The sequence below is a fragment of the Plantactinospora sp. BB1 genome (assembly GCF_003030385.1).
In the GTDB taxonomy this organism is placed as follows: Bacteria; Actinomycetota; Actinomycetes; order Mycobacteriales; family Micromonosporaceae; genus Plantactinospora.
Genome location: NZ_CP028159.1, coordinates 4,884,399 through 4,909,985, shown reverse-complemented (window position 1 = coordinate 4,909,985; position 25,587 = coordinate 4,884,399). Strand labels below are relative to the sequence as shown.

Annotated in this window: 18 protein-coding genes; 13 read left to right on the top strand and 5 right to left on the bottom strand. The window is 72.5% G+C overall.

Annotated features, from left to right (window positions below; translation table 11 throughout):
* Positions 1-33 precede the first annotated feature (33 nt).
* Both C6W10_RS21315 and C6W10_RS21310 read left to right on the top strand, forming a co-directional pair.
* Positions 34-774, top strand: coding sequence for a TetR/AcrR family transcriptional regulator (locus tag C6W10_RS21315; protein WP_107259913.1), 741 nt, complete (start codon positions 34-36; stop codon positions 772-774).
* Between the two features lie 339 nt (positions 775-1,113).
* On the top strand, positions 1,114-3,768 hold the full coding sequence (locus C6W10_RS21310) for a LuxR family transcriptional regulator (RefSeq protein WP_107259911.1): 2,655 nt from the start codon (positions 1,114-1,116) through the stop codon (positions 3,766-3,768).
* On the opposite strand, the gene C6W10_RS21305 is transcribed toward C6W10_RS21310, so the two are convergent.
* On the bottom strand, positions 3,756-5,603 hold the full coding sequence (locus tag C6W10_RS21305; protein ID WP_107259909.1) for an ABC transporter ATP-binding protein: 1,848 nt from the start codon (positions 5,601-5,603) through the stop codon (positions 3,756-3,758). The two genes, C6W10_RS21310 and C6W10_RS21305, sit on opposite strands and share 13 nt — an antisense overlap.
* Positions 5,596-7,434 carry an ABC transporter ATP-binding protein gene (locus C6W10_RS21300; protein WP_107259907.1) on the bottom strand — a complete coding sequence of 613 codons (1,839 nt, stop codon included), beginning with the start codon at positions 7,432-7,434 and terminating at the stop codon, positions 5,596-5,598. The genes C6W10_RS21305 and C6W10_RS21300 overlap by 8 nt, the downstream gene beginning before the upstream one ends.
* Before the next feature lie 396 nt (positions 7,435-7,830).
* Here C6W10_RS21300 and C6W10_RS21295 point away from each other — a divergent pair, with 396 nt between their 5' ends.
* Positions 7,831-8,919 (top strand): radical SAM protein, encoded by a 1,089-nt coding sequence (locus C6W10_RS21295; protein ID WP_107259905.1) that lies wholly within the window; start codon positions 7,831-7,833, stop codon positions 8,917-8,919.
* A 137-nt stretch (positions 8,920-9,056) separates the two neighbouring features.
* On the opposite strand, the gene C6W10_RS21290 is transcribed toward C6W10_RS21295, so the two are convergent.
* Positions 9,057-11,429 carry a glycoside hydrolase family 3 N-terminal domain-containing protein gene (locus C6W10_RS21290; RefSeq protein WP_234361367.1) on the bottom strand — a complete coding sequence of 791 codons (2,373 nt, stop codon included), beginning with the start codon at positions 11,427-11,429 and terminating at the stop codon, positions 9,057-9,059.
* 1,092 nt (positions 11,430-12,521) lie between these two features.
* Between C6W10_RS21290 and C6W10_RS21285 the strand changes: the two genes are divergently transcribed.
* The 6 genes from C6W10_RS21285 to C6W10_RS21260 all read left to right on the top strand — a co-directional run bounded on the left by C6W10_RS21285 (position 12,522) and on the right by C6W10_RS21260 (position 19,060).
* Positions 12,522-13,700 (top strand): aminotransferase class I/II-fold pyridoxal phosphate-dependent enzyme, encoded by a 1,179-nt coding sequence (locus C6W10_RS21285; RefSeq protein ID WP_199853710.1) that lies wholly within the window; start codon positions 12,522-12,524, stop codon positions 13,698-13,700.
* 94 nt (positions 13,701-13,794) lie between these two features.
* Complete coding sequence (locus C6W10_RS21280) at positions 13,795-14,778, top strand: UbiA family prenyltransferase (RefSeq protein WP_107259901.1); 984 nt, start codon at positions 13,795-13,797, stop codon at positions 14,776-14,778.
* A 1-nt stretch (position 14,779) separates the two neighbouring features.
* Positions 14,780-15,829 (top strand): thiamine-monophosphate kinase, encoded by a 1,050-nt coding sequence (locus C6W10_RS21275; protein WP_107259899.1) that lies wholly within the window; start codon positions 14,780-14,782, stop codon positions 15,827-15,829.
* An 11-nt stretch (positions 15,830-15,840) separates the two neighbouring features.
* Positions 15,841-16,827, top strand: a complete 987-nt coding sequence (locus tag C6W10_RS21270) for an NAD-dependent epimerase/dehydratase family protein (protein ID WP_159104695.1) — start codon at positions 15,841-15,843, stop codon at positions 16,825-16,827.
* Positions 16,814-17,734, top strand: a complete 921-nt coding sequence (locus C6W10_RS21265) for a diacylglycerol kinase family protein (RefSeq protein WP_107259895.1) — start codon at positions 16,814-16,816, stop codon at positions 17,732-17,734. The genes C6W10_RS21270 and C6W10_RS21265 overlap by 14 nt, the downstream gene beginning before the upstream one ends.
* Positions 17,735-17,809: 75 nt before the next feature.
* A complete protein-coding gene (locus tag C6W10_RS21260) occupies positions 17,810-19,060 on the top strand; it encodes a nucleotide disphospho-sugar-binding domain-containing protein (RefSeq protein WP_199853709.1) in 1,251 nt (416 codons plus the stop codon).
* Positions 19,061-19,086: 26 nt separating this feature from the next.
* On the opposite strand, the gene C6W10_RS21255 is transcribed toward C6W10_RS21260, so the two are convergent.
* Positions 19,087-19,923 (bottom strand): MBL fold metallo-hydrolase, encoded by an 837-nt coding sequence (locus C6W10_RS21255; protein ID WP_107259891.1) that lies wholly within the window; start codon positions 19,921-19,923, stop codon positions 19,087-19,089.
* Between the two features lie 70 nt (positions 19,924-19,993).
* Complete coding sequence (locus tag C6W10_RS21250; RefSeq protein WP_159104694.1) at positions 19,994-20,473, bottom strand: STAS domain-containing protein; 480 nt, start codon at positions 20,471-20,473, stop codon at positions 19,994-19,996.
* A gap of 181 nt (positions 20,474-20,654) precedes the next feature.
* On the opposite strand from C6W10_RS21250, the gene C6W10_RS21245 reads away from it, so the two are divergent.
* From C6W10_RS21245 to C6W10_RS21230, 4 genes are all read left to right on the top strand, one after another.
* A complete protein-coding gene (locus C6W10_RS21245; protein ID WP_107259887.1) occupies positions 20,655-21,668 on the top strand; it encodes a radical SAM protein in 1,014 nt (337 codons plus the stop codon).
* A gap of 123 nt (positions 21,669-21,791) precedes the next feature.
* On the top strand, positions 21,792-24,293 hold the full coding sequence (locus C6W10_RS21240; protein ID WP_107259885.1) for a molybdopterin oxidoreductase family protein: 2,502 nt from the start codon (positions 21,792-21,794) through the stop codon (positions 24,291-24,293).
* Positions 24,290-24,775, top strand: coding sequence for a hypothetical protein (locus C6W10_RS21235; protein ID WP_107259883.1), 486 nt, complete (start codon positions 24,290-24,292; stop codon positions 24,773-24,775). Before C6W10_RS21240 ends, C6W10_RS21235 begins: the two co-directional genes overlap by 4 nt.
* Positions 24,775-25,452, top strand: a complete 678-nt coding sequence (locus C6W10_RS21230; protein ID WP_107259881.1) for a hypothetical protein — start codon at positions 24,775-24,777, stop codon at positions 25,450-25,452. Before C6W10_RS21235 ends, C6W10_RS21230 begins: the two co-directional genes overlap by 1 nt.
* Positions 25,453-25,587 lie beyond the last annotated feature (135 nt).

Sequence of the window (25,587 nt, the reverse complement as noted above, 5' to 3'; positions counted from 1 at the left end):
AGCAGTATTCATCTTTATGGCGTGGTAGTCAATATGACGAGTGGTGACGGTCGCACCCGCGCCTACCGGTCGGAGCTTCGAGATCGGCAGGCGGCGGAGACCCGGCGACGCGTCGTCGACGCCGCCATCGAGGTGTTCGGCCGGCACGGCTATCAGGCCGCCACGTTCGCGCAGATCGCGAAGCGGGCCGGCGTCTCCGTCGAGACCGTGCGCAGGTACGGCCCGAAGACAGCGATCCTGTGGGCCGCGGTCGAGGTCGCGTCCTTCGGTGTCGAAGGCCGCGACCTCGACTTCTTCGCCACCGAGCGGGGCGCGACCCTGCTCCGGGTCCCGGACCGGGACGCATTCGCGGTCTTCGTCGCCGAGACGATGCTCGGCATCAACGAGTCGTCCGCCGGGGTCTGGGCCGCGGTCACCGGCGCGGCGGCCGGGGACCGCGAACTGCGCGGCCACCTGACCGAGCGGCTCGCCGAGATCAGGAGACAGGTCGAGCGGGTACTCCGGCTGGTCGCCGAGCGCGGCTGGTTACGCAGCGACGTGCCGTTCGACGACCTTGTCGAAACGTTCTGCGTCATCACCAGCGTCGAGAGCTACCAGCGTTTCGTGCGCCTGGACGGCAAGTCGCACGAGGAGTACAGCGCATTCGTCGCCCGAACCGTGCGCGAGACGATCCTGGACGGTGCCGGCGGCGCTGGCCCGATGGTCACCGGTCCCGGAGCACCGGCGAGCCCACACGCTGGGTATCCGACAGACGGGATCGGAGCCTCGCAGTGACCGCTACCATTTCCTCGACGCCGGGCAGGCCGGACGCCATGTCCGGGGCGGCCGCGCACCGGCCCATCCAGACCGCGTCCAGTCGCGGTCCAGTCGCGGCTGGCACTGTCGACCAATACGACGACGTCGAGTGAGTACTCGTGATGCTGGCACAGCTCCGAATCCGTTCGCCGCATCTCCGCAGGGCAGGATCCGACGGACCGAACTGATCGACACGTGCCGGGAAGACCGTCGCAATGATTGGAGCATTCGTAGACGACGTTGACCGAGCCGCAATCCCGAACGGCTCAGCCGACATCTGGGGGGATGTCGGAGTCCGCGGCAGGGAGGGGGCAATCCGTGGACCGCATCGGGGCACCGCTGATCGCACGATCCGGCCTGGTCCAGCAGATCCTCAGCGCGGTGACCGCAGACCGTGGCGCCGTGCTGGTGGGGCAACGGGGGACCGGCCGGACCACCCTGGTCGAACTCGTCACCCGGCAACTCTCGGCCGACCGGTACGCCGTGACCCGTACCACCGCGACCGAGGCGGGGCGGCCGATCCCGTTCGGACCGTTCTGCCAACTGTTTCCGGTCACCGGTGACCCGGCCCTGGTACCGGGCCGGATCCGCGCCGAACTCGTCCGACGTGGACAGTCGCGTACCCCGCTGCTCGTGGTGGAGGACGCGCACTGGATGGACGACCGGTCCGCGAGTACCCTGCTCGGCCTCGCGCAGGACGGTCACATCCGCCTGATGGTCACCACCCGGGCGGAGGTGGCGACGCCCGACGCCGTCGTGGCGCTCTGGAAGGACCGGCACCTGCGCCGGGTCGACCTGCCCCCGTTGGACCCGACGGAGACGGCGACGCTGATGCGGGCGATGCTCGGTGACGCGGTCGCCTCGACCACCGCGCAGCTCGTCTACCAGTGGACCGGCGGCAACCCGCGACTGGCGACCGAACTGGTCCGGCACGGCACCGCCACGGGTCGACTGGTGCACGATCGGGGCCTGTGGTGGTGGCGCGGCGCGCTCAGCGTGCCGCCGCACCTGGTCGAGCTGTTCCTGCCCGGGCCGAACCGGCTCACCCCGACCCACCGGGACGCGCTGGCGGCGGTCGCGGTCAGCGACGACCTGCCGATCGAGCTGATCGACCGGGTCGCCCCGGCCGCCGTCGAGGAGCTGGAGGACCTGGACCTGCTGCGTACCACGGACACCGAGGACGGGGTATCGGTGGGATTCGGCCACCCGCTGCTCCAGGCGATCGTCTGGGCACAGGTCTCACCGGCCCGGCGGCGTCGGGTCGCGTCGGCACTCGTCGAGGCGGCCGTCGGCGATGCGACACCCGATCCGGTCACGGTCGCCCGCTGGCAGGTGGCGGCGGGCGCGCCGGTCAGTCCCGGGGTGCTGACCGATGCCGCCCGCAGGGTACGGCCGCACAGCCCGGAGCAGGCGCTCCGGCTGGCGCGGATCGCGTTCGGTCAGGACCGGTCGGCCCGCGCCACCGTCGTACTCGCCGACGCGCTCGCCGAGCAGGGCAACGGCCGCGAGGCGCAGTCGGTACTGCACCAGGCGACGGCCGCCGAGCAGTCGGCCACCGGGCGGATCGTGCTCTCGACCGCGCTCGCCGTGCACCGCTGCGCGACCGAACGCGACCCGGCCTCGGCCCACGCCGACCTGCGGGCGCTGCACGCCGCCGCGTCGCTCGCCGCGCCCGGGGCGGTGGACGTCGTCGACGCCGCCGACGCGCTGATCCTGCTGCTCGGCCAGCGTCCGGCCGAAGCGGTCCGGGTCGCCGACCGGCTGCTGCACCGGCTCTCCGCCGGCGGATCCGTCGGCAACTCGGCGGTACTGCGCTGCCGGATCGCCCGTACGGCGGCGCTGGCCCTCCTCGGTCGCACCGACGAGGCGGCGGACGACGGGGCGGCGATGCGGGCCGCCGCCAGCGGCGACGACCGGGCACCGGAGACGGCGGGCCTGGCCGCGGCGGTCCGCTGCCTGCTCGCGCTCTGGCGGGACGGCAGCGCCACCCTGCCGGTCACCGATCCGATCCTCGGCCGCTGGCCGCGACCGCCGGGTGAGATACCCGGCACCCGGCTGCGCACCGTCGACTGGCCGCTGCTGGTCGGGTACGCCCGGCTGCTCCGCGGCGAGTACTCCGGCGCGGTCGAGCCGCTGCGTGAGGCGCTGGCGCAGCAGGCCGTCGGCTTCCGGCTGTTCCGGTCGGAGGCGTCGGCGTGGCTCGCCGTGTCGCTGGCCTCGGCGGGGCGGCCGGACGAGGCACAGCGGGTACTCGACGTGGACCCCCCGGACCGGCTGGCGGTACTACCGGGTCTGCGGCCGTGGGCCGACGGGGCGCTCGCCGCCGCCCGGGGCGACACCCGGTCCGCCGGGCGGCGTCTCGACGAGGCGGCGACGGCGGCCCGCGCGGCGGGGTGCCGGAGCGTGGAGTTGCAGTACCTGACCTGGGCGGCGCGGCTGCCGCCCGCCGACCGGCCGGTCGGGCTGGCCGACCGGCTCGGCACCTGCCTGCGGTACGTCGAGGCGAGACGGCTGGCGACCGAGGCGCGCGGCGAGCTGGCGCTGCTGAACCGGGACCGTGCGGGCCTGCTCGGCGAGGCAAACCGGCTCGCCGAGATGGGGCTGCACCGGCGGGCCTTCCGGCTGGCCGAGGCCGCCACCAGGGTGTTGCCCGGACACGACCAGGACTACGCCGCCGCCGTCGCGCTGGCCGGCCGGCTCCGGACCGCCCTCGGCCTGCCCGCACCGAACCTGGCCGCACCGACCCTGACGGCCCGGGAGAACGAGGTCGCGGCCCTCGCCGCCAGCGGTCTGCCCAACCGGGAGATCGCGACCCGGCTGGTCGTGTCGGCCAGGACCGTCGAGAGCCACCTGGCCCGGGTGTACCGCAAACTCGGCATCGGTTCCCGTCGCGAGCTGCGGGCGGACTGGTTCAGTCGTTCGGTGGAGGGCGGTCCGGGGGAGCCGGGAACCCCGGACGGCTACCCGGGCTGAACCGAGCCGGCCGGCACCTCGACCCCGGTCGCCCGGGCGGTCGAGGAGGGGATCGTCGGGGCGGCGGCGTACGCGGCGGCGTGCAACGCGTACATCTCCGCGTAGCGGCCGCCCCGGCCGAGCAGCTCGGCGTGCGGGCCGTACTCCACCATCCGGCCCTCGTGCAGGACCACGATCAGGTCGGCGTCGCGTACCGTGTTCAGCCGGTGCGACACCACCACGGTGGTCGGCGCGGCGGCGGCCGGGGTGGCCGGGGTGAGATACCTGTGCAGCAGTTCGGCCTCGCTGTCCGGGTCGAGGCTCGCCGCCGGCTCGTCGAGCAGCACCAGCGTGGGTCGGGTGCGCATCCGGCCCCGGGCCAGCGCGAGCTTCTGCCACTGCCCGGACGACAGGTCGGTGCCGTCCGGGAAGGTCCGGCCGAGCCGACTCTCCAGGCCGGCCGGGAGTTCGGCCGCCAGGCCGGCCGCGCCGGCCGTCTCCAGCGCGCCCGTCACCGCCGCCGGGTCGTCGATCGCGTCGAGCCGGCCGACGCCGACCGACTCCCGCGCCAGCAGCTCGAAGCGGCAGAAGTCCTGGAATACCCCGGTGACCCGGCCGCGCCAGGCGTCCGGATCCACCTCTGCCAGGTCCTGGCCGCCGAAGGTGATCCGCCCGGTCGACGGCGGGTAGAGGCCGGCCAGGAGCGCGACCAGGGTGGACTTGCCGGCACCGTTGTCGCCGACGACCGCGACGGTGGCCCCGGCGGGCAGCCGCAGGTCGATCGGGCCCAACGCCGGGGTCGGCTCCCCGGGGTACCGGAAACTGACGCCGTGCAGGACGAGGTCGCCCTGCTCGGGCAGGTCCCGGCCGGGCCCGGCGACGGCGGTGCGGTGCGGATGCCGGGCCAGCCGCTGGTAGAGCGCGACGGTGTGCAGCGAGCGGCGCAGCCAACCGATCAGGAAGCTCAGTCCGGTGGTGGCGCCGACCAGCCGGGTACCGAGCAGCAGGACCAGCACGGCCTCCCCGGCGGAGGCGGTACCGGCGAGCACGGACCGGGTGACGACGTACAGCCCGGCCACCAGCGCGACGCAGAAGAGCAGCCAACCGGCCGCCGCCGCGACGGCGCCACGGGTCCGGGCCGCCTCCCGGCGCCGCGCCGAGACGGTGAAGGCCTCCCGGTGCCGGTCGGCGATCTCGCCGCCGAGCCGGTAGAGCCGGACCTCACCGGCGGCGGCCGGATCGGTGGCCAGGGTCAGCAGGGCGGCGCGGTGCCGGTCGGCCTCGGCGCCGGCCACCTCGGCCGCGGCGACGATGTTCGCCTGCCAGCGGATGGCGAGGGCCAGCGGCACGATGAAGAGCGGCAGCAGGGCCAGCATCGGGCTGACGACGGCCATCAGGACCACCGCGGCCACGAACCGGGCCAACAGGCCGGCGTTCTCGACCAGCGCCGCGAACGCCCCGCCGAACTCGGTCCGGCGCTGCCGTACCAGCTCGGCGGTGTCGAGGAACTCGGGATCGTGGTAGTGGCTGAGGTGGGCGGGGCCGGAGCAGAGCGTCATCAGCCGGCGGTCGAACTCCAGCCCGACCCGCTGCTGGAGCACCTGCCGCAGGTCGGTGGCGACCGCGCTGGCCTGGTGCACGAAGACGGTGACGAGCACGAGGAGCAGGCCGCCGGTCAGCGCCTCGGTGAGCTGCCCGGCGACCGCGCCGTCGACCATGCCACGCAGTCCCAGCGCCTGCGCCGCCGCGACGATGTTGAAGAGCGGGACGAGCACCATCACCAGCACCGCGCGTCGCGGGTCGGCCCGGACCGCGACGCCGACGACCAGGCGGGCGGCGCCCAACCAGCTACCCACGGCGGCCTCCTGCGGAATCGGTGAAGGGCGCGGACTGCACCCGGAACATCTGGGCGTACCGGCCGTCGGCGGCCAGCAGCTCGTCGTGGCTGCCGTACTCGCTCACCCGGCCGCCGCGCAGCACGGCGATCCGTTCGGCGAGCCGGACGGTGGCGAACCGGTGTGACACCAGGATGGTGGTGATCCCGGCGGTGATCTCCAGGAACCGGGCGTAGAGCTCGTACTCCGCCTCGATGTCCAGGTGCGCGGTGGGTTCGTCCAGGACGAGAACCCTGGCACCATGCCGCACCGCGTAGAGCGCCCGGCTCAGCGCCAGCCGCTGCCATTGCCCGCCGGACAGCTCGGTCCCGCCCGTGTAGGCGCTGGTGAGCGGGGTGTCCCAGCCGTCCGCCAGTCCCTGTTCGACCCCGAGGAAGCCGCCGAGGCGGGCCGCCTCGACGACCGCGCCGTCGGTGGCGGCGGCCTCGATCGCGCCGAAGGCGATGTTGTCGCGCACCGAGAACGGGTACCGGCCGAAGTCCTGGAAGACGACGGCGAGCTGCCGGCGCCAGCTCGCGAGGTCGTGGTCGTGCAGGTCCCGCCCGTCCACGCGGATCCGGCCGGCGTCCGGCCGGTAGAGCCCGGCCAGCAGCTTGGTGACGGTGCTCTTGCCGGCGCCGTTGTCCCCGACGATCGCCAGCGAGGAGCCGGCCGGGATGACGAGGTCCAGGTTGTCGACGACCGGGCGGCGGGCGCCGGGATATCCGAAGCGGACCCCCTCGAAGCGGATCTCGCGCTGCGGCAGCCCGGTCGCGGCCAGCCCGGTGGCGCCGGTCGCCGGGGCACCCAGCGCGCTCACCGCCAGCGCCGGCGGTACGGCGGCACTGGCCAGGTGCAGCCGCCGTTGCAGGTCGCCGGTGAAGCCGAGGGCGAAGAGTCCCAGCAGCGCCTGGAGGGCGACGGTCAGCTCTCCGACCGACGGGTCGCCGTTGCTGGCCCCGTACGCCAGCGGCACCACCACGACGACGTGTGCCGCCAGCAGCAGTACGCTCGCCGCCGCATGCCGCCGGCCGTCGGTGGTCTTGCGGCGCATCTCGACCACGCCGTCCCACCACTCCCGGGTGAAGCGTTCGACGAGCCACTGGTGCAGGCCGAACAGGCGCAGCTCCTTTGCCGACGGCGCGGTCACCGCGATGTCGCGCAGGTACGCCGCGTGCCGAAGCTGGACCGTCCGCGCCGTGTTCGCGGCGACGGCCCGGGCCATCTCCTTCTCCTGCCAGCGGCCGGTGACGATCCAGGCGGCACCGAGTACGACCGGCATCCACCACTGCCCGGCCCAGCCGAGCAGGATCGCGGCGGCCAACCCGGTGAGGCGGAGCGGGACCAGCGCGGCCAGCGCGTTGACGGCCTGGCCGGGGGCGTACGCGCCGATCCCGACCCCCCGGGCCCGTTCGAGCTGGTCGGCGACGTCCGAGTCGTCCAGGTGCGCGACCCCGTCGGGGCGCAGCGCCCCCTCGACCGTACGTTGGGCCAGGCTGCCGTCGACCGCGGTACTCAGCTTCGCCGTGACCATCGCGCGGATCGGCTCCAGGGCGATGTCCAGGACGAGCGCCAGCGCCAGGAGGGTGAGCCCGGTCCACGCCTGCCGGGAGGCCGTCGGGCCGGCGTCGGCGGTCAGCGCCGTGACCAGTCGGCCGATCGCCAGTGGCAGCAGGACGACACCGGCGACCTGTCCGGCGGTCAGCACGCCGAGCAGCACGGTCAGCGGGGTGTTGACGCGGGGCAGTTCGCGGACGAGCGCCGCGACCGCGCCGGGCTGGCGGGTCGGGCCGGCGGTCGGTGTGGTCGACACGGGCACTCTCCTTGCGACGTCGACGGTTTCGGCGGTTCGGTGCCGCGGTGGCCACCCGTCAGGGGTGGCCACCGCCATCAGGCACCTGCCCCTTACGAGGCGTCGACCGGCGGGTATGCGCGCATGATCCACCTCCTCTGCTGGCGACGGGCAGCGGACCGTGGCGGCCGCCACGCCGCAACGCTAGGTGGCGGGGCGCACCGGGGAATCGGTGCTCGGGTACGCAACCGCCGGGGCGGCACCACCGACGGTCGACGGGTCCGGGTGGGTCGTCGGGGGCCGCGGCCTGCGTATCCGGTCGTGCCTCTTGCGTACCCCTCGCCCGATGTCCCGGGCGGTCCGGCGCCCGTACGGTTCCGGCGACCGCACCGCCGATTCCTCCGGGAGAGCCGTCTCATGAATGTCGACGCGGGTCCGAACGTCCTCATCTGGGACGTCACCTTCGCCTGTCCACTGCGCTGCTCCCACTGCTACACGGAGTCGGGCCGGCGCCGCCCCCAGAACCTGAGCCACGAGGAGATGCTGAGGGTGACGGACGCCCTGATCACCTTCCGGCCGATCATGATCACGCTCTGCGGGGGTGAGCCGCTGACCGTGCCGCGCATCGTGGAGGTGGTGGAGCGGTTCGCCTCGGCCGGCGTACGGGTCTTCCTGTACACCAGTGGCTGGTCACTGCCGGAGCAGACCGTCCGGGACCTGGCCGGCCTCGTCGCCAAGCTGGTGGTCAGTGTCGACGGCGCGACGGCGGAGGTGCACGACCGGATCCGTGGCCGGGCCGGTTCCTTCGACCGGGCGATGGCCGCGCTCGCCCTGCTCGACGCGGAGGCCGCCCGGCGTGCCTCGGCGGGGGAGTCCCCGCTGCGGTTCGGCATCGACAACGTGGTGGTCCGGAGCAACTACCACCAGCTCGACGAGATGTGCGGCTCCGTCGCGCCACGGTTCCCGCACCTGAGCGACGTGGCGTTCGGCGCGGTGGTGCCGACCGGGCTGGCCAGCCGGGTGTCCTACGGCGAGCAGGAGATGTTGACCGACGAGCAGGTCGCGGCACTGGTCGACGAGGGTACGCGGCAGCGGCTCCAGCGGGCCGCCCCGCCGTCGGTCACGGTCACCACCACGGACAACTTCGGCGTGCAGATGCACCCCGACTACATCGCCAGCCACCCCGGCTTCCGGCCGCTGGAGATCGAGCCGGACGGCGGGGTACGGGCGATGCCGATCTACGAGGGCACCGTCGGCAACCTGCTGACCGAGGAGCCGTACGTGCTCTGGGAACGTGCCCGGAGCCGCTGGGACGACCCCTTCGTGGTGGAGACGCTGCGCGGCATCCGCAGCCGGACGGACTGGGCCGAGGCGGTGCGCCGGATCGACTACCGGTTCGGTTCGGACGAGGTCCGGGCCCGGATCGACCGCCGCCCGGTCTTCGACCCGGCGCAGGCGCCCCGGCGGCTCGCGCTGCGACCGGTCGGCGCCAGGTCGCTGCGCTGACCGGGCCGGAGGCGGGTTCGCCGGCCACTGTCACCGGTGACCGCTGCCGCCCCGCCCCCCGGCTCGGATCCTCCGCCCCCACGGTCGGGCAGTTCGACGTCGGCGGGGCCGAGGTGCGCACCCCGGCGCCCGCCAGCTCACCCGACCGTCACCTCGGTGGTCATCCGCCGGTCGTGGCCGACCTTCCGTTCCGGCCCGACCAGGCGTACCCGGAAGGTGTGCCGGTGGTCGGCGCTGGACGCGGAGAGCCGCAGCTCGATCTCGCCCGGCTCGACGATGCGGTGCCCGGCCCGCCCGGTGAACGAGGTGAGTTCAGCGTGCATCCGGAACCTGACCGTGCGCGCCTCGCCGGGTTCGAGCCGCACCTTGGCGTACCCGACGAGCTGCACCACCGGCCGGGTCACCTGGGCGACCGGGTCGTGCAGGTAGAGCTGCACGACGTCGGCGCCGGCGCGGTCGCCGACGTTGCGGACGGTGACCTCGACGGCGAGGACGCCGTCGGTCTCGACCTCCGCCGGCACGTCGCCGCCGACCTCCCAGGCGAATCTCGTGTACGACAGTCCGTGGCCGAACGGGAACAGCGGCGTCGGGTCGACGCTGCTGACCCTGTCACGCCGACCGAGTTTCGGGGTCAGGTAGGTGCCGGGCTGCCCACCGGACTCGCGCGGCATGCTCACCGGCAGCCGGCCGCTCGGACAGACCCGTCCGGCGAGCACGCCGGCCACCGCACCGCCGCCCTCCTGGCCGGGGAAGAACGCCTGGACGATCGCGCCGAGCCGGTCGGCCCAGCGGCCGAGCGCGTACGGGCGGCCGGAGAGCAGCACCAGCACCACCGGCGTACCGGTCTCGACCAGGGCGTCTAGCAGTTCCTCCTGTATTCCGGGCAGCCGCAGGTCGGCCACGTCGCAGCCCTCGCCGGAGGTACCGCTGCCGAACATGCCGGCCCGGTCACCGAGTACGGCCACGCAGACGTCGGCCCCGGCGGCGGCCGACCGGGCGGCGGCCAGCCCCGTGCGATCCGGGCTGTCCACGCCGCAGCCGGTGGCGAGGGTCAGCTCCGCGCCGGGCAGTTCCGCACCGAGCGCCTCCCAGACGGTACGGATCTCGACCCCCGTCGGCAGCTCCGGGAAATTGCGGCCGAGGTGGCTCGGGAAGGCGTAGCAGCCGAGCATTCCCGTGGTGTCGTCGGCCAGCGGCCCGACGACCGCGATGCGCGCGTCACCGGGCAACGGCAGGGTGCCGGCGTTGCCGAGCAGCACGACGGATTCCTCGGCGATCTGCCGTGCCAGGTCCCGGGCCTGCGGGGGATCGAGGTCGAGGACGTCGCCGTCGTCGGCGGCCCGGTCCGGTCGCCAGTCCGGGTCCAGCAGGCCCAGCTCGCACTTCTGCCGGAGCACCCGGGTGACCGCCCGGTCGACCAGGCCCTCCGGGACCGCCCCGGACCGGATCGCGTCGAGCAGCGGCGCGCCGAAACAGCGGGCCCCCGGCAGTTCCACGTCCAACCCGGCCGCCAGGGCGAGGGCGGCGGCCTGCGCCGGACCGTCCGCCACGCCGTGCAGCAGTTCCAGGAAGGAGACGGCGTAGTAGTCCGAGACCACCGTGCCGGCGAAGCCCCACTCGTCCCGGAGCAGGTCGGTGAGGATCCCGGCGTCGGCTCCGGTCGGTACGCCGTCGATCTCGGAGTACGAGGGCATCACCGAGCGGGCTCCGGCGTCGCGTACCGCCATCTCGAACGGCGGCAGGATGACGTCGGAGAGTTCCCGTTGTCCGATGGAGACCGGTGCCGCGTTGCGCCCGGCGCGGGAGGAGGAGTATCCGGCGAAGTGCTTGAGCGTGGCGACGATGCCGGTCGACTGGAGACCGCGGACGTACCCGGTGCCCACCGTGCCGACCAGATAGGGGTCCTCGCCGATGGTCTCCTCGGTCCGTCCCCAGCGCAGGTCGCGGGTCACGTCGAGCACCGGCGCCATGCCCTGGTGGGCGCCGACCAGGCGCAGGGCCGTGCCGATCTGGGCGGCCATCCGCTCGACCAGTCCGGGGTCGAAGGTGGCGCCCCAGGCCAGCGGCGCGGGGAAGATCGTCGCGCCCAGGGTCATGAAGCCGGTCAGGCACTCCTCGTGCGCGATCGCCGGAATGCCGAACCGGTTGCCGGCGACCAGTTCGGCCTGCAACCGGGCCAGGGTCGCGCGGCCCTGCGTCGGGCTGACCGGTGCGGTGCCGAGGGTGCGGGTCAGTTGGCCCAGCCCGTCGCCGATCAGCACGTCCCAGGACGGCGTCTCGTCGGCCAGATTGTGTTGATGCGGCGCCAGGTCGTCGCCGGTGGCGGATCCGCCGATCCAGATCGACCGGAGCTGGCCGACCTTCTCCTCGACGGTCATCCGCGCGAGCAGGTCGGCCACCCGCTCATCGACCGGTAACGCGGGATCGCGCCACGGCTGATCCGGGCCACCATCGACATCGTCGTTCGCAAATGCCTCGGGATGGCTGCGGGCGTCAGCACTGCTTGTCACGCTCGTCTCCTATCGCTGTCACGGGCCTCTCGGCACCGGTTCGGCGCCGGATGCGAGGCTATTTCCGGAGGTTCTCCGGAAGGTGGGCAACCGGTGATCGGCATCGACAGTCAGGGTAATGCTGGTGGCGCGTTAAACGCTAGCTCTCCATGCTGTCATTGGCGTCAATCGAAGCGCTCGCCGCATTTCAAGCGATTTACCGGTCGGCGCCGAAACGTCCGACCGGACAAACCGGCGGTACCCGTACGGGCGGGGCCGGGACGGGGAGCGGTCCGGCCGGCTCGTGGGTCGGGTCGGGGTCCGGTCCGGCGGCGTCACCCCCGGACGTGGCGAACCTCACCGCCCGGACCGCCGTGCCGTGCCTACGGCGGCGCCGGTCTGGTCGGGTGGTTGGGCCGGCGCCGACGCATCCCGTGTGACCAGGGAAAACCTTCACGATCACCGGTCCACGAGGCGCCGGCGGCCATGATCGTGTTGGTGCTGTGCGCCCTCACCGGGCCCCGGTGCAGCGGAAACACGCATTCACCGCGCTCTTGGTGACGCCCCGGTCGCGAGGCGGCCAGGTGACGCCGTGCGTCGGGCGTCGACCGGCGACCGGGGGACAATGGTCAAATCAGTGCAGTTCAATGGCCCTATGGTGCCCGAAAGCGACGAGCCAGCCCGTCCAAAGTGGACCAAAGTACCGCCGACCCCCTTGACACGGTGGATAGGGTGTAGGCAGCCCAGAGAAACTCGATCAACGAGGAGCATCTGAGGCGACACACGGGGATCCTTCGACGGGCAAGCATGCGGCCTACAACAGCGCCCAAATCTGCCCGATCGCCATTTCCTCGCGCGTCGGTTCAGTGTGCCCGGCCTGACGACGTAGGGAATTGAAGCCGCTGCGATGCGATCCTATCGAAATGGTCCCTGACCAGTGTGACCGGGATAGCGGCGGCAACCAACGGCGTAGTCGCATTGGCCGGCACTGCCGGCGTCGCCCAAACCCGTGTCGGGAAATGCACAATCACGGTTCCAGATGAGAGGGGGCTCAGGAAAACCGTGGTGACAACGGACATCTTCGATCGTTGCCGGTCCTATACGGAAGCCCGGGTGGCTCAGGCGGCGGAACTCTACCCGTACTTCACCGTCTTCGAGGGCTCGGACACGACAGTCGCCCGCACCCCACTGGGCGACGTCCTGATGTGTGGCTCGAACAACTACCTCGGCCTGACCTCCGACCGGCGGGTGCGCGCCGCGGCGCAGGCGGCGATCGAGGAGTACGGCTCGTCGCGTACCGGTTCACGACTGCTCAACGGGAACACCCCGCTGCACGAGGAACTGGAGCGGGAACTGGCCGACTTCCTCGGCATGCCGGCCGCGCTGGTCTTCCCGACCGGCTACCAGGCGAACCTCGGCGTGATCGCGGCACTGCTCTCCCGCAACGACGTGGTCATCATCGACCGCGAGGCGCACGCCTCGGTCTACGACGGGTGCGGCCTGAGCCCGGCCAAGGTACGCCGGTTCGCCCACAACGACATGGCGGAGCTGGAGCGGCGGCTGGCGGCCTGCCCGCCGGACGCCGGCCGGCTGGTCGTGGTGGACGGGGTCTACTCGATGGCCGGCGACCTCTGCCCGCTGCCGGAGACGGTGCGGCTCTGCCAGAAATACGGCGCCCGCCTCCTGGTCGACGACGCGCACGGCCTCGGCGTCCTGGCCGACGGCCGGGGCACCAGCGCGCACTTCGGCCTGACCGAGCAGGTCGACCTCGTCACCGTCACCTTCAGCAAGTCGCTGGCGTCGATCGGCGGAGCGGTGCTCGGGCCGGCCGACGTCATCGAGTACCTGCGACACCACGCCCGCAGTCTCATCTTCAGCGCCGCCGCGCCACCGGCCAGCCTCGCCGCCGCCCAGGCGGCGCTGCGGATCCTCCGGGCCGAGCCGTGGCGGTGCCGGCAGGCGCTGGAGAACGCGTCCTACGTGCACCGCGAGCTGACCGCCCTCGGGTACGAGCCGCTGCCCAGCGAGACGCCGATCGTCTGCATACCGCTCGACGGCGTCGTACCGACCCTCTTCACCTGGCGCAGCCTGTTGGAGCGTGGGGTCTACGTCAACGCGGTGATCCCGCCTGCGGCCTCGGCCCGGGTGCGGGCCAGCTTCACCGCGACCCACACCCCGGAGCAGCTCAAGCGTGCCGTGGCCGCGTTCGCCGAGGTCCGCGAGCTGACGCCGCCGGACTGGTCGCTGGCGGACCTGCCGTCGGCGGAGTACGTCGCGGAAGGCGTGCGGTGAGCCTGCCCCGCAGCGGTGACCCGATCCCTTCGGGGGAGGGTCAGCGCCACTCGACGAGGTACGGCGGCCCGTCAGCCGCCCGAACGGAGGCCCGATGAGCGTCACCCAGGTCCAGAACCCGATCCGGCCCCGTGACCGGGCGGTCGCGTGGGCGAAGATGTGGAGATTCCACTTCGTACCCCTGTCCCTCTCGGCCGGTCTGGTCGGCATGACGGCGCCGTCGGCCGGGGCCACCACCGCGAGCGTGGTCGTCGGCCTGCTCTTCTGCATCTTCGGCTACGGCGTCGGCGTGGTCATCAACGACTGGTTCGACCGCAAGGCCGACGCCGTCAACGCCCCGGACCGACCTTTCGTCGCGGGGCTGATCAATCCGCACGCCGGGCTCGCGCTGACCCTGTCGCTCTCCGGAATCCTCCTGCTGGTGGCCGTCGTCGTCGCGCCGGCACTGGCGATCTGGAGCGCCATCGCGATCGCCGGGCACCTGGTCTACACCTGGACCAAGGGCATCCCGATGGTCGGCAACCTCGCCAACGGCGTGGACATGTCGCTCTTCACCGTGCTCGGCGCGGTCGCGGTCCGGCCCGACGCCGGGTGGCTGGACATCCCGGCCACGACGTGGTTCCAGACGGCGCTCGTCGCGGTCGTGCTGAGCGGCTTCTGCCTCGTCGGCTACTTCAAGGACATCGAGGGGGACCGGCTGGCGGGCTACCGTACGCTGCCGGTGGCCGTGGGTACCCGCACGTCGAGCCTGGTCGCGCTGATCTTCCCGCCGGTGGCCCTGGGCGTGGCGGCGGTGGGCGCGCTGGCGGGCCCGGAACGCGGCGCCTACGCCCAGGCGGCCTTCTGGCTGCTGCTCGTCGCCTCGGGGCTGGCCTTCACGCGGAGCCTCGTGAACCTGATCCAGGCACCCGAGGCGAGGGCGTACGAGGCGCTGCTCTGGTTCACCAGGGCGACCACGCTCTTCGTGCTCTCCCTCGGCGCGCTGCACCGGCCGACCTTCTTCCTGGTGGCAGCCGTCCCGATGATGCTCTACCTGGAACTCACGCTCCGGGCGACGCACTCCTCCCGGCAGGCGTGACGTGACCTCCGTCGACTGGACCCGGCTCTATCTGGACGCCGCCGAGGGCGCCCTGATCACGGCGATGCGGGAGGGGATGACCCGGTCGCCGCGCCAGCTCAACGCCGCCTTCGAGGCCGACGCCGAACTGCTCGACCTCGGCGCCGCCGGAGTCCTGGCGATGACCGTCGACACGCTGAACGACGGCGCCGAGCTGGCCACCGCGCCGACGCCGTACGCGAAGGGGTGGCTGACCACCACGGTCAGCGTGAGCGATCTCGCCGCCGTCGCCGCCGACCCGGTGGCCGTGCTGGTGTCGTGCTCGCTGGTCAGGGACGCGTGGAGCGCCGAGGACGCCCGCCAGTTCGGACGTGGCGCCTCCGACGCGGCGCAGCGGTACGGCTGCCACATCGTCGGCGGCGACACCAACTGGGCGCGGGAGGAGAGCTTCACCTCCTGCGCGATCGGGACGATGCGGCGCGGCCACCTGCTGAGCCGGGTGGGTGCCCGGCCGGGCGACGCGCTGTACGCGACGGGCCGGATCGGCGCCGGCAACGCCGCCGGATTCCGTGGTCTCGCGCTGGGTCGGACCGACGACGGCCAACCGTGGCTGCCCGAGGCCCGGGTGGCCGCGGGCGACGCGCTGCGGAGCTACGCCCGGGCGTGCGTCGACACCAGCGACGGGCTGCTGAACGCGGCGGTGAGCCTCGCCGAGATCAACGGGCTGGGTGTCGAGGCCACGCTGCCGGCCGAGGTGTACGACCCCGCCGCGGCCGCGCTCGCCGACTCCTTCGGGCTGCCCCGCTGGCTGATGGCCGCCGGGGAGTGGGGCGAGTTCGAGCTGCTCTACGCGGTCGACGCGGCCGACGGGGACCGCTGCGCCCGGGCGCTCGCCGAACACGGACTGGACGCGGTCGAGGTGGGGCGGCTGACCACCGGGCCGGAGCTGCTCTTCTTCGACGAGTCCGGTGCGCGCCGGGACCTGCGGGACGTGCTGCCGCAGATGCGGGCGATCGATCCCGCCGGCGGGCTGCTCGACGACCTCCAGAAGCTGCTGGCGAGAGGGGTGTGATGGGGCGGGGCGTGGCGCTGGTGACGGGGGTCACCGGCTGCGTCGGCCGGGCGGTCGCGGCGGCACTTCTGGAGGCTGGCTGGTCGGTGCGCGGGCTGGTCCGCGAGCCCGCCCCGGGCGGCGCGAAACACGCCGAGCATCTCGGGGACCTGACCGACCCGGCGACGCTGCGCGGCTCGTGCGAGGGCGTCGAACTCGTGGTCCACGCGGCTGCCGACCTGAGTGACTGGCGACCCGGTCGCCGCATCTGGCAGGTGAACCGGGACGGGACGCGGGCGATCCTGGAAGAGGCGCTGCGCTGCGGGGTGCGGCGCTTCGTCTACCTGAGTACCGTCGACGTCTTCGGGTTCGACGCCCGCCGGGTCATCGACGAGACGTCGCCGAAGCGGGTCCCGGGCTACCCGTACTCCCGGTCCAAGCTGGCGGGGGAGAACCTCGCGTGGTCGTACCACCGGCGCGGGCTCGACGTCACCGTGATCTATCCGACCTGGATATTCGGCCCCGGTGACCGGCACTTCATCCCGGAGCTGGTGCGCGGGCTGCGGGACGACAAGCTCGTGCACATCGGCCGGGGCGCCGCCCCGATCGAGTTGACCTACAGCGAGAACCTGGCCGACGCGATCGTGCTGGCCGGCACCACGCCCGAGTGCGCGGGCGGCCGGTTCATCGTCGGCGACTCGTACGGCCTGACCGTGGGGCAGCTCTTCGACCGGGTCGCCGAGCAGGTGGGAGTGCTGCCGCCGACCCGGTCGGTCCCGTTCCCGGCGGCGCTGGGCGTGGCGGCCCTCTCCGAGCTTGCCGGGCTGGCCCGGATCGGTGTCGGCAGCGGGCGGCCGATGCTCACCCGGTACGCGGTCCGCTCAGTCGCCGGCGGGATGCGGTACGACCTCGACCGGATCAGGTCGATCGGCTACACCCCCCGGGTTCCGGTGGCAGAGGCGCTGGCCCGCACCATCGCCGGATTCGAGCAGGAGGAAGCGGGCCATGGTGGGCGATGACGGGGAGCGGGTCGTCTGCATCGTCAACCCGGCCTCCGGGGTCCAGCGTCGGCGGATGGTCGAGCGGCGGCTGCCCGCCGAACTGCCCGGGGCCGACCTGTGGCAGACCCGCTATCCCGGCCATGCCGTGGAGCTGGGCCGGCAGGCGGTGACGGACGGCTACCGCACGGTGGTCGCGATCGGTGGGGACGGGACGCTCTCCGACGTCGCCAACGGGATACTCGAGACGGGCGACGAGAAGGTACGGCTCGGGTACGTCCCCGCCGGGACCTGCAACGACTTCGTCCGCGGCCTGGATCCGGTCACCGACCTCGGTGACCTGCTCGACCGTGGCCGGGACCGGGAAACCGAGGTCGGTTCGGTGACCTTCACCCGGCCCGACGGCACCCCCGCGCACCGCTTCTTCCTGGTCAACTGCACGGTGGGGCTGATCAGCATGGTCGGGCTGCGGTTCACCGAGAAGACTCCGGTCAACCGCGTACTCAAGCGGGTCAACCTCCAGCTCGCCGAGGCGGCATCCAGCGCCCGGGTGCTGCTCGGCTGGCGGCCGGTCGAGGTGCGGCTGGAGCTGGACGGGGAGGTGTCGCGGCACTCCGTCAGCAACGTCGCGGTGCTCAAGGTCCCGTATTTCGCCGGGGGACTGACCTTCGGGTCCACCGAGCCGCCGGAGGCCGGTCATCTGGACGCGGTGCAGGTGCTCGGCCTCGGCCGGGTCGGGGTGGTCGGCACGATGTGGCAGGTGCTGCGCGGGAACGGGGCACGGCATCCCGCGATCCGTCGCCGGCAGGTCCGCACGCTCCGGATCGAGGCGGAGACTCCACTGCCGCTGGAGGTGGACGGCGAGATCGTCGGGCACACCCCGGCCACCTTCTCGGTACATCCGTCGCGGCTGACGACGGTGGTCTGACCAGAGCGAGAGAGTTGAGGCATCGTGTCGCGTATTGGTATAGTTTGCCCGGACTACACCGGTCATCTCAGCCCGATGTCCACCCTCGGCCGCGAGCTGCTCCGACGGGGCCACCAGGTGACCCTCTTCTCCCTGCCGGACGCCGCGCCGAAGCCGTACGTCGGCGGGTTCGAGTTCGTGCCGATCGGCGAGCGGGAGTTCCCGCCCGGTTCGCTGGCCCGCTTCTCCGAGGAACAGGGCCGGCTCTCGGGGCTCGCCGCCGTCCGGTTCATCGTCCGGGGCTACGTCCGCGAGGTCGAGGTACTGCTGCGCGACCTGCCGCCGCTGCTGCGGGAGCACCGGGTGGACGCCCTGCTCGTGGACCAGGTCTACGGCGCGGCCAACACCGTCGCCGAAAGGCTCGACATCCCCGTCGTGACCGTCTGCAACGCGATGGCGCTGAACGCCGAGCCGACCGTGCCGCCCTTCATGACCGCCTGGCCCTACCGCGACTCCGCCCCGGCGCGCCTGCGCAACATGCTCGGCTACCGGGTGATGGACCGGGTGATCGCGCCGGTGGTGAAACGGATCAACGATCGCCGTGCCGAGTGGGGGATGACCCCGGTACGCGGGCTGAACGACGGACTCGGGCTGGCCCAGATCACCCAGCAGCCGGCCTTCTTCGACTTCCCCCGCAAGGAGCTGCCCGGCTGCTTCCACTACACCGGCCCGTTCCACGACGAGGAGAGCAGCGAACCGGTCTCGTTCCCCTGGGAGAGCCTGGACGAGCGCCCGCTGATCTACGCCTCGATGGGGACGCTACAGAACCGCCTGCCACGGATCTTCGAGGCGATCGCGACCGCCTGCGCCGGGCTCGACGCGCAACTGGTGATCGGGATGGGCAGCCACGAGGTGGCACCACCGACCGGCCTGCCGGGCGGGCCGGTCGTGGTCCCGTACGCGCCGCAACTGGAGCTGCTCGCCCGGGCGTCCCTGGTCGTCACGCACGCCGGGATCAACACGGCGCTGGAGTCGCTCACCCACGGCGTGCCGATGGTGGCGCTGCCGGTGACGAACGACCAGCCCGGGGTGGCCGCCCGGCTGAAGTATCTCGGGGTGGGCGAGTTCGTTCCGGTGCACCGGGCCAGCGCGGCCAGGTTGCGGGTCGCGATCGAGAAGGTCCGCGCCGACCCGGCCTACCGGACGAAGGCCCGGGAATGTCAGCGCCGGATAGCCGAACTGGACGGCCTCGGCCGGGCCGCCGACATCGCGGAGGAGGCGTTCCGGACCGGACGACCGGTGCTCAGGCGTACCTCCTCCGGCGTCGTCGACGGCGGCGCACAGTGACGTCGGCGTCAGGGGTGTCCAGGCGCTCAGCGGTCCGCCGCCGTGGTGCCGGGGCCGGGATCGAAGAGTGAGACGGTTTCGCCGCGGTGGATGGCCCGGACGCCCGGTTCGAGCCCCTGCCGCCGGGCGAGGTCGAGGAAGTCCCGCAGCGGGGACCGGAAGACGGGATAGTCGTCGTAGTGGATGGGCAGGGTCAGCCTCGGCCGGACGAGCTGGACCAGGTCGACGCCCTGCCGGTCGTCCATGGTGACGAGTACGCCGAGGAGCCTGGTCCCGCCCAGGTGGATCAGCATGGCGTCGATGTCGGGAAAGCGTCGCGGGATCTCGGCCAGCGCCGCGTGCTGGAGGGTGTCCCCGGTGACGTAGAGCCGGAGCCGGCGCTCCCCGTTCGCTTCGAGATCGAGGATGCTGCCCATCACCGGAGGTAGGGCGCGGGCCAGCAGGCCCGGCCCGTGCTTGCCGGGTACCGCGGTGATCCGTACGAGGTGATCGCCCCGACTGATCTCGTGACTCTCCCAGGTGCTCAGGGCGGTGGCCGAGCCGAATCCCCAGCGGTCCAGTCGACCCTGCGCCTCCGGCGTCGTGATGATGGGAAGGGTCTTCGGCAGGTGCCTCCGGGCGACCCGGTCGAAGTGGTCGCCGTGCAGGTGCGAGAGGACGATGCCGTCCAGGGGCGGAAGCTCCCCGATCCGGATGGCGGGGTCGGTACGCCGCCGGGTCCAGAGCCCGTAGCCGAGGTAGGCGCGCTGACCGGCGTGCAGGAAGTTCGGGTCGGTCATCAGGGTGATGTCGCCGAGTCTCAGCAGGGTGGTTGCCGTACCGACGAACGTGACGGTGGCCTGCGGCCGGGACTGGGCAACCATGTTCTCTCCTTCTCCGAATTACCTGTGGATGACATCGGAAACCTCAATCAGACCATGCGGATTTCGGCGTCTATACCGTTCCGGAGGCAACGGAGGGAGGCTCATATTTCCGTGACGTCGGAAGATGTGGTTTCCGTCCGGCCACCTTTTCCGGCCGGACCATAGGCTCCGGACAGTGCCGTACCGGATGGTCCTGTACCTCGAATTGGTGCAGGACCCCGGAGACACCCAGGGCGTACCGGGTGGCCGGTGACGGGTTGCGGAGCGCGAGCAGCCCGCCGGCCGCGGCGACCGCCCGCTGGACCTGGAGCAACGCCGTCAGTCCGTGGGCGGAGAGCAGGGTCGTCCCGGAGAGGTCCACCACGAGTCGCGTCGGCCGGTCAGCCGTGAGGCAGTCGACCAGTTCGACCAGCAGGTGAGCGTTCTCCATCTCCACTCTGCCGATCACCTTGAGCAGTGCCAGCGTTCCCCGTCTGGTCAACTCCAGTGACAACACCACGTCGTACCGGGAATGTTCGGCCGACGCCGGAAACAATGGTCGGGCGGGCATGAGGACCTCCGGAGAGGAACGTCGGGGCAGGGGGAAATCCGTCGCGACACCGGATCGGCGGTCACCCATAGGCTCACCTCTGAACCGCAGAGCACCGTACCCAGGAGTTCGGGAAGTACACCTGCGTGTCCGGTCGGCGCGGGACAGGTTTGGGTCGTCCGGGCATCGGGCATGGGGTGGCATGTCGGGCGATGATCCGCATCCGCCGTTGCCGCCACACCTGCAACTCGAGATCACCTCGGCCTGCAACCTGCGCTGCGTGATGTGCCTGGTGCGGTACCGGCCGCCGGTGAACAAGCTCGCCGGTGCGATGCCGCCGGAGCTGTTCCGGCAGATCATCGACGAGGTGCCGACGCTGAACCGGTTGACCCTCCAGGGGCTCGGCGAGCCCCTGCTCTCGCCGTACCTGATGGAGATGATCGCGGCGGCCGTCGCCCGGCGGATCACCGTCGGGTTCAACACCAACGCCACGCTGCTCAACCGCCGCCGGGCCGAGGAACTGGTGCGGAGCCGGGTCGACTGGCTGCACGTGTCGCTCGACGGCGCCAGCGCGGCCGGCTACACGGCGGTCCGCGAGGGTGCCGACTTCGAGGCCGTGGTGTCGAACCTCGCCGAGCTGGTCCAGGTCAAGCGGGCGGCGGGCAGCGCCACCCCATGGATCCGGGTGGTCTTCGTCGCGATGCGCGACAACGTCGCCGAGCTGCCCGAACTGGTCCGCCTGCTCGCCCGCCTCGGTGTCGACGAGCTGCACGTGCAGAACCTGTCGCACAGCTTCTCCGACACCGATCCCGCCGGGCGCTACGACGACATCCGGCGGTTCACCTCCGCGCAGGCGCTGTGGGCCGGGGAGGACGCGGCGTGGGCCGCCGCCGTCTTCGACGACGCCCGCCGGGTGGCGCGGGAGCACGGGGTCCGGCTGCGGCTGCCGTACCCCGGGGTGCCGCCGCAGACCGGTCGACGCGACGGTCCGGGCTGCTCCTGGCCCTGGGAGGCGGCCTACATCACCAGTACCGGCGTGGTGCAGCCGTGCTGCATGGTGATGGGGGACGACCGGGTGTCGCTCGGCCGGCTCGGCGAACAGAGCTTTCCGCAGATCTGGTACGGCGAGCCGTACCGGCAGTTCCGCCGACGCCTCTCGGGTGACGAACCCCCGGACGTGTGCCGGGGATGCTCGCTCTACCGGCACGCCTTCTGACCCGGGCGCCACTTCCGACCGAGTCGGCCGTTCGAGCTGCGAACGGCCGCGCTCGGTGCCAGGGTCGGAAGGGCCGGGCTGATCCGGTGCGATCGACGGATCGAGCGGGCGGAGGAGGACGCGATGGGCAGCGTTGACCGGATCGCGCAACCGTGGGGGAGCCGGACCCCGTATGGGCCGGGGGAGTCGTGGCCGGTCCGGGTGGACACGTTCCTCGCCGAGGGGGTACGCCCGGAGGACGTCGACCGGTGGGTACAGTCCGCCTCGATCCTGCACTCCAACGGCGACGGCCTCGACATGGCGGTCAAGGAGGGCCGGATCGTCGGGGTACGGGGCCGCGCGGTGGACCGGGTGAACCACGGCCGGCTCGGCCCGAAGGACCTCTTCGGGTGGCAGGCCAACGCCTCCCCCGACCGGCTGACCCGACCACTGGTCCGCCGGGACGGGCGCCTGGTGGAGACCGACTGGGACACCGCGATGGGTCTGGTGGTGGACCGGACCCGGGACCTCCTCGACGAGCAGGGGGCGAGCGCGATCGGCTTCTACACCACCGGGCAGCTCTTCCTGGAGGAGTACTACACCCTCGCGTTGATCGCGCACGGCGGGATCGGCACCAACCACGTCGACGGCAACACCCGGCTCTGCACGGCCACCGCCGCCGAGGCGTTGAAGGAGTCCTTCGGCTCCGACGGCCAGCCCGGCTCGTACACCGACATCGACCACGCCGACGTGATCGTGCTGTACGGCCACAACATGGCCGAGACGCAGACGGTGCTCTGGACCCGGGTGCTGGACCGGTTGGCCGGCCCGAACCCACCGGCCGTGGTCTGCGTCGACCCCCGCCAGACGCCGGTGGCCCGGGCCGCCACCGTGCACCTGGCGCCCCGGCCGAGCACCAACGTGGTGTTGATGAACGCGCTGTTGCACGAGATCGTCGCCAACGGCTGGGTCGACGAGGAGTACGTCTCCGCGCACGCGGTCGGCTTCGAGGAGCTGCGCCAACGGGTCGAGGAGTATCCGCCGGAGCGGGCGGCCCGGGTCTGCGACGTACCGGTGGAGCGGATCCGTGAGGCGGCCCGGCTGATCGGTACCGCCCAGCGGCTGCTCTCCACGGTGTTGCAGGGCTTCTACCAGTCGCACCAGGCCACCGCCGCCGCCGTACAGGTGAACAACATCCACATCGTGCGCGGCATGCTGGGCCGGCCGGGCTGCGGCCTGCTGCAGATGAACGGCCAGCCGACCGCCGAGAACACCCGGGAGTGCGGCGCCGACGGCGACCTGCCGGCGTTCCGGAACTGGACCAACCAGCGGCACATCGAGGAGCTGGCCCGGATCTGGAACATCGACCCGATGCGGATCCCGCACTACTCGCCGCCGACGAACCTGATGCAGATGATGCGGTACGCCGAGGAGGGGTCGATCCGTTTCCTCTGGGTGAGCTGTACGAATCCGGCGGTGTCGCTGCCGGAGCTGGCCCGGATCCGGGGCATCCTCCGCCAGGAGCGGCTCTTCCTGGTGGTGCAGGACATCTTCCTCTCCGAGACCGCGCAGCTCGCCGACGTGGTGCTGCCCGCCGCGACCTGGGGCGAGAAGACCGGCACCTTCACCAACGCCGACCGGACGGTGCACCTGTCGGAGAAGGCGGTCGACCCGCCCGGCGAGGCCCGGCCCGACCTGGACATCTTCGTCGACTACGCCCGACGGCTGGACCTGCGCGACGACGACGGGCAGCCGCTGGTGGGCTGGACCGACCCGGAGGGCGCGTTCAGGGCGTGGCAGGAGTGCAGCGCCGGGCGGCCGTGTGACTACACCGGGCTGAGCTACGCCAAGCTGCGGGGCGGCACCGGGATCCAGTGGCCCTGCGACGCCGAGCACCCCGACGGCACCGAGCGCCTCTACGCCGACGGGAAATTCTGGGCCGCACCGGACTACTGCGAGAGCTACGGCCGGGACCTGGTCACCGGGGCGCCGCTGGAGGCGACCGAGTACGCCGCGCTCAACCCTTCCGGCAAGGCGGTGATCAAGGCGGCCGAGTACCTTCCGCCGCACGAGCTGCCGAGCGAGGAGTACCCGTTCCAGTTGATCACCGGCCGTACCCTGTACCACTTCCACACCCGGACGAAGACGGCGCGGGCACCACAGTTGCAGGCGGCGGCGCCGGAGGTATGGGTGGAGATGGCGGCCACCGACGCGGCGGACCAGGGCTTCGCCGAGGGCGACCTGCTGGAGATCGCCACCCCGCGCGGTGCGGTACGGGCCCGGCTGCGGGTCAGCGGCATTCGGCGGGACGTGCTCTTCCTCCCCTTCCACTACGGCTACTGGGACGAACCCGGCGGGTCCGGGCCGGACGGCCGGGAGCAGGGCCGGGCGGCCAACGAGTTGACGATCACCGACTGGGATCCGGTGTCGAAGCAGCCGCTGTTCAAGTCGGCGGTGGCCCGGGTGACCCGGGTGAGCGGCGGCGACGGGGCACCGGCGACGGCGCCGACGACCACCGGGTCCCGGCCCGTCGCGGCCGGGGTCCCGGGCACGGCGGGCGGCTCCGCCGCGCTGGTCGACGAGCGGTTGCCGGAGGGCGCGCGAACGGTCGCGGCCTCCGCTCCGGCGGTCGGAGGCGACCGATGAACAAGATCGACATGGTCATCCGGGAACTGCACCGCTCGGAGAACAAGCTCGCCGTCGACCTGCTGCGGCTGGCGGACCGGCACAAGGCCGACCACGAGGTACACCACGTGGCGCGTGACCTGTCCCGCTGGTCCCAGCAGCACGTCACCGAACTCGCCCGGGTCGGCCGCGACTACGGGCTGCGCCTCGACGAGGAGGCCCGGGACGAGTCGGGGCTGCGAGCGACGGTGGAGCAGAAGGCGTCCGAACTGCTCGGCCGGCACCGCGAGCCCGGGCTGCTCCTCCTCGCCGACCTGCGCCACCTCTACCGGGACGCCTCCGGTGTCTCGCTGGACTGGGAGATCCTGGCCCAGGTCGCCCAGGCCACCCGGGACCTGGAGCTGCTCGCACTGGCCAAGCGCTGCCATCCGCAGACCCTGCGCCAGGCCCGCTGGGCCAACGCCAAACTCAAGGAGACCTCCGCCCAGGCCCTGGTGAGCTGATGGACGACCGCGACCGGGAGCATCTGGCCGTCACCCGGATCGCGCTGCGTCCGGTCGGCACCCCGCTGCCGCTGGGCTTCCTCGGGCTGCTCGTGGCGACCGCCGCGTTCAGCTGCCTGCAACTCGGCTGGGTGCCGGCCGACCAGCACCGGCAGGTGGCGCTCGGCGCGCTCCTGTTCACCGTACCGGTGCAGTTCCTCGCCGCCGTCTTCGGTTTCCTCGCCCGCGACCCGGTCGCCGGAACCGGCATGGGAATCCTCGCCGGCACCTGGGCCACCGTCGGCGTGGTGACGCTGACCAGCCCGGCCGGGGCCAGCAGTGCCGGACTCGGTGTCGTCCTGCTCTGCGCCGCAGCGGCACTGCTGGTGCCGACCGCCGCGGCGACCGGAAAGCTCGTCGCCGCCGCCGTCATCGGGCTGAGCGCGCTGCGGTTCGCCGTCACCGGAATCGCCGAGATCACCGCGGCACCGGACTGGCGTACCGCGGCCGGCTGGTGCGGGCTGGTGCTGGCGGTGGTCGCGCTCTACGCCGCCGTGGGGTTCGAGCTGGAGGACGTACGCCGGAGGACGGTGCTGCCGCTGCTGCGCCGAGGACCCGGTCACGCCGTCCGCGACGATTCGGTAGCCGCTCAACTACGCGGCGTCGCCCGCGAGGCGGGGGTACGCGAACAACTCTGACGCCACCCCCGGTGACCTGCCGGTCCTGGCGCCGTGCCGGGGCACACTCCCGACCCATCCGGCGCCGGACCGGCACCGGCCGCAGACCGGGCCCGGAATCGGCGGCCGGCGACCGACATAGCGGCCCGGGGTGGG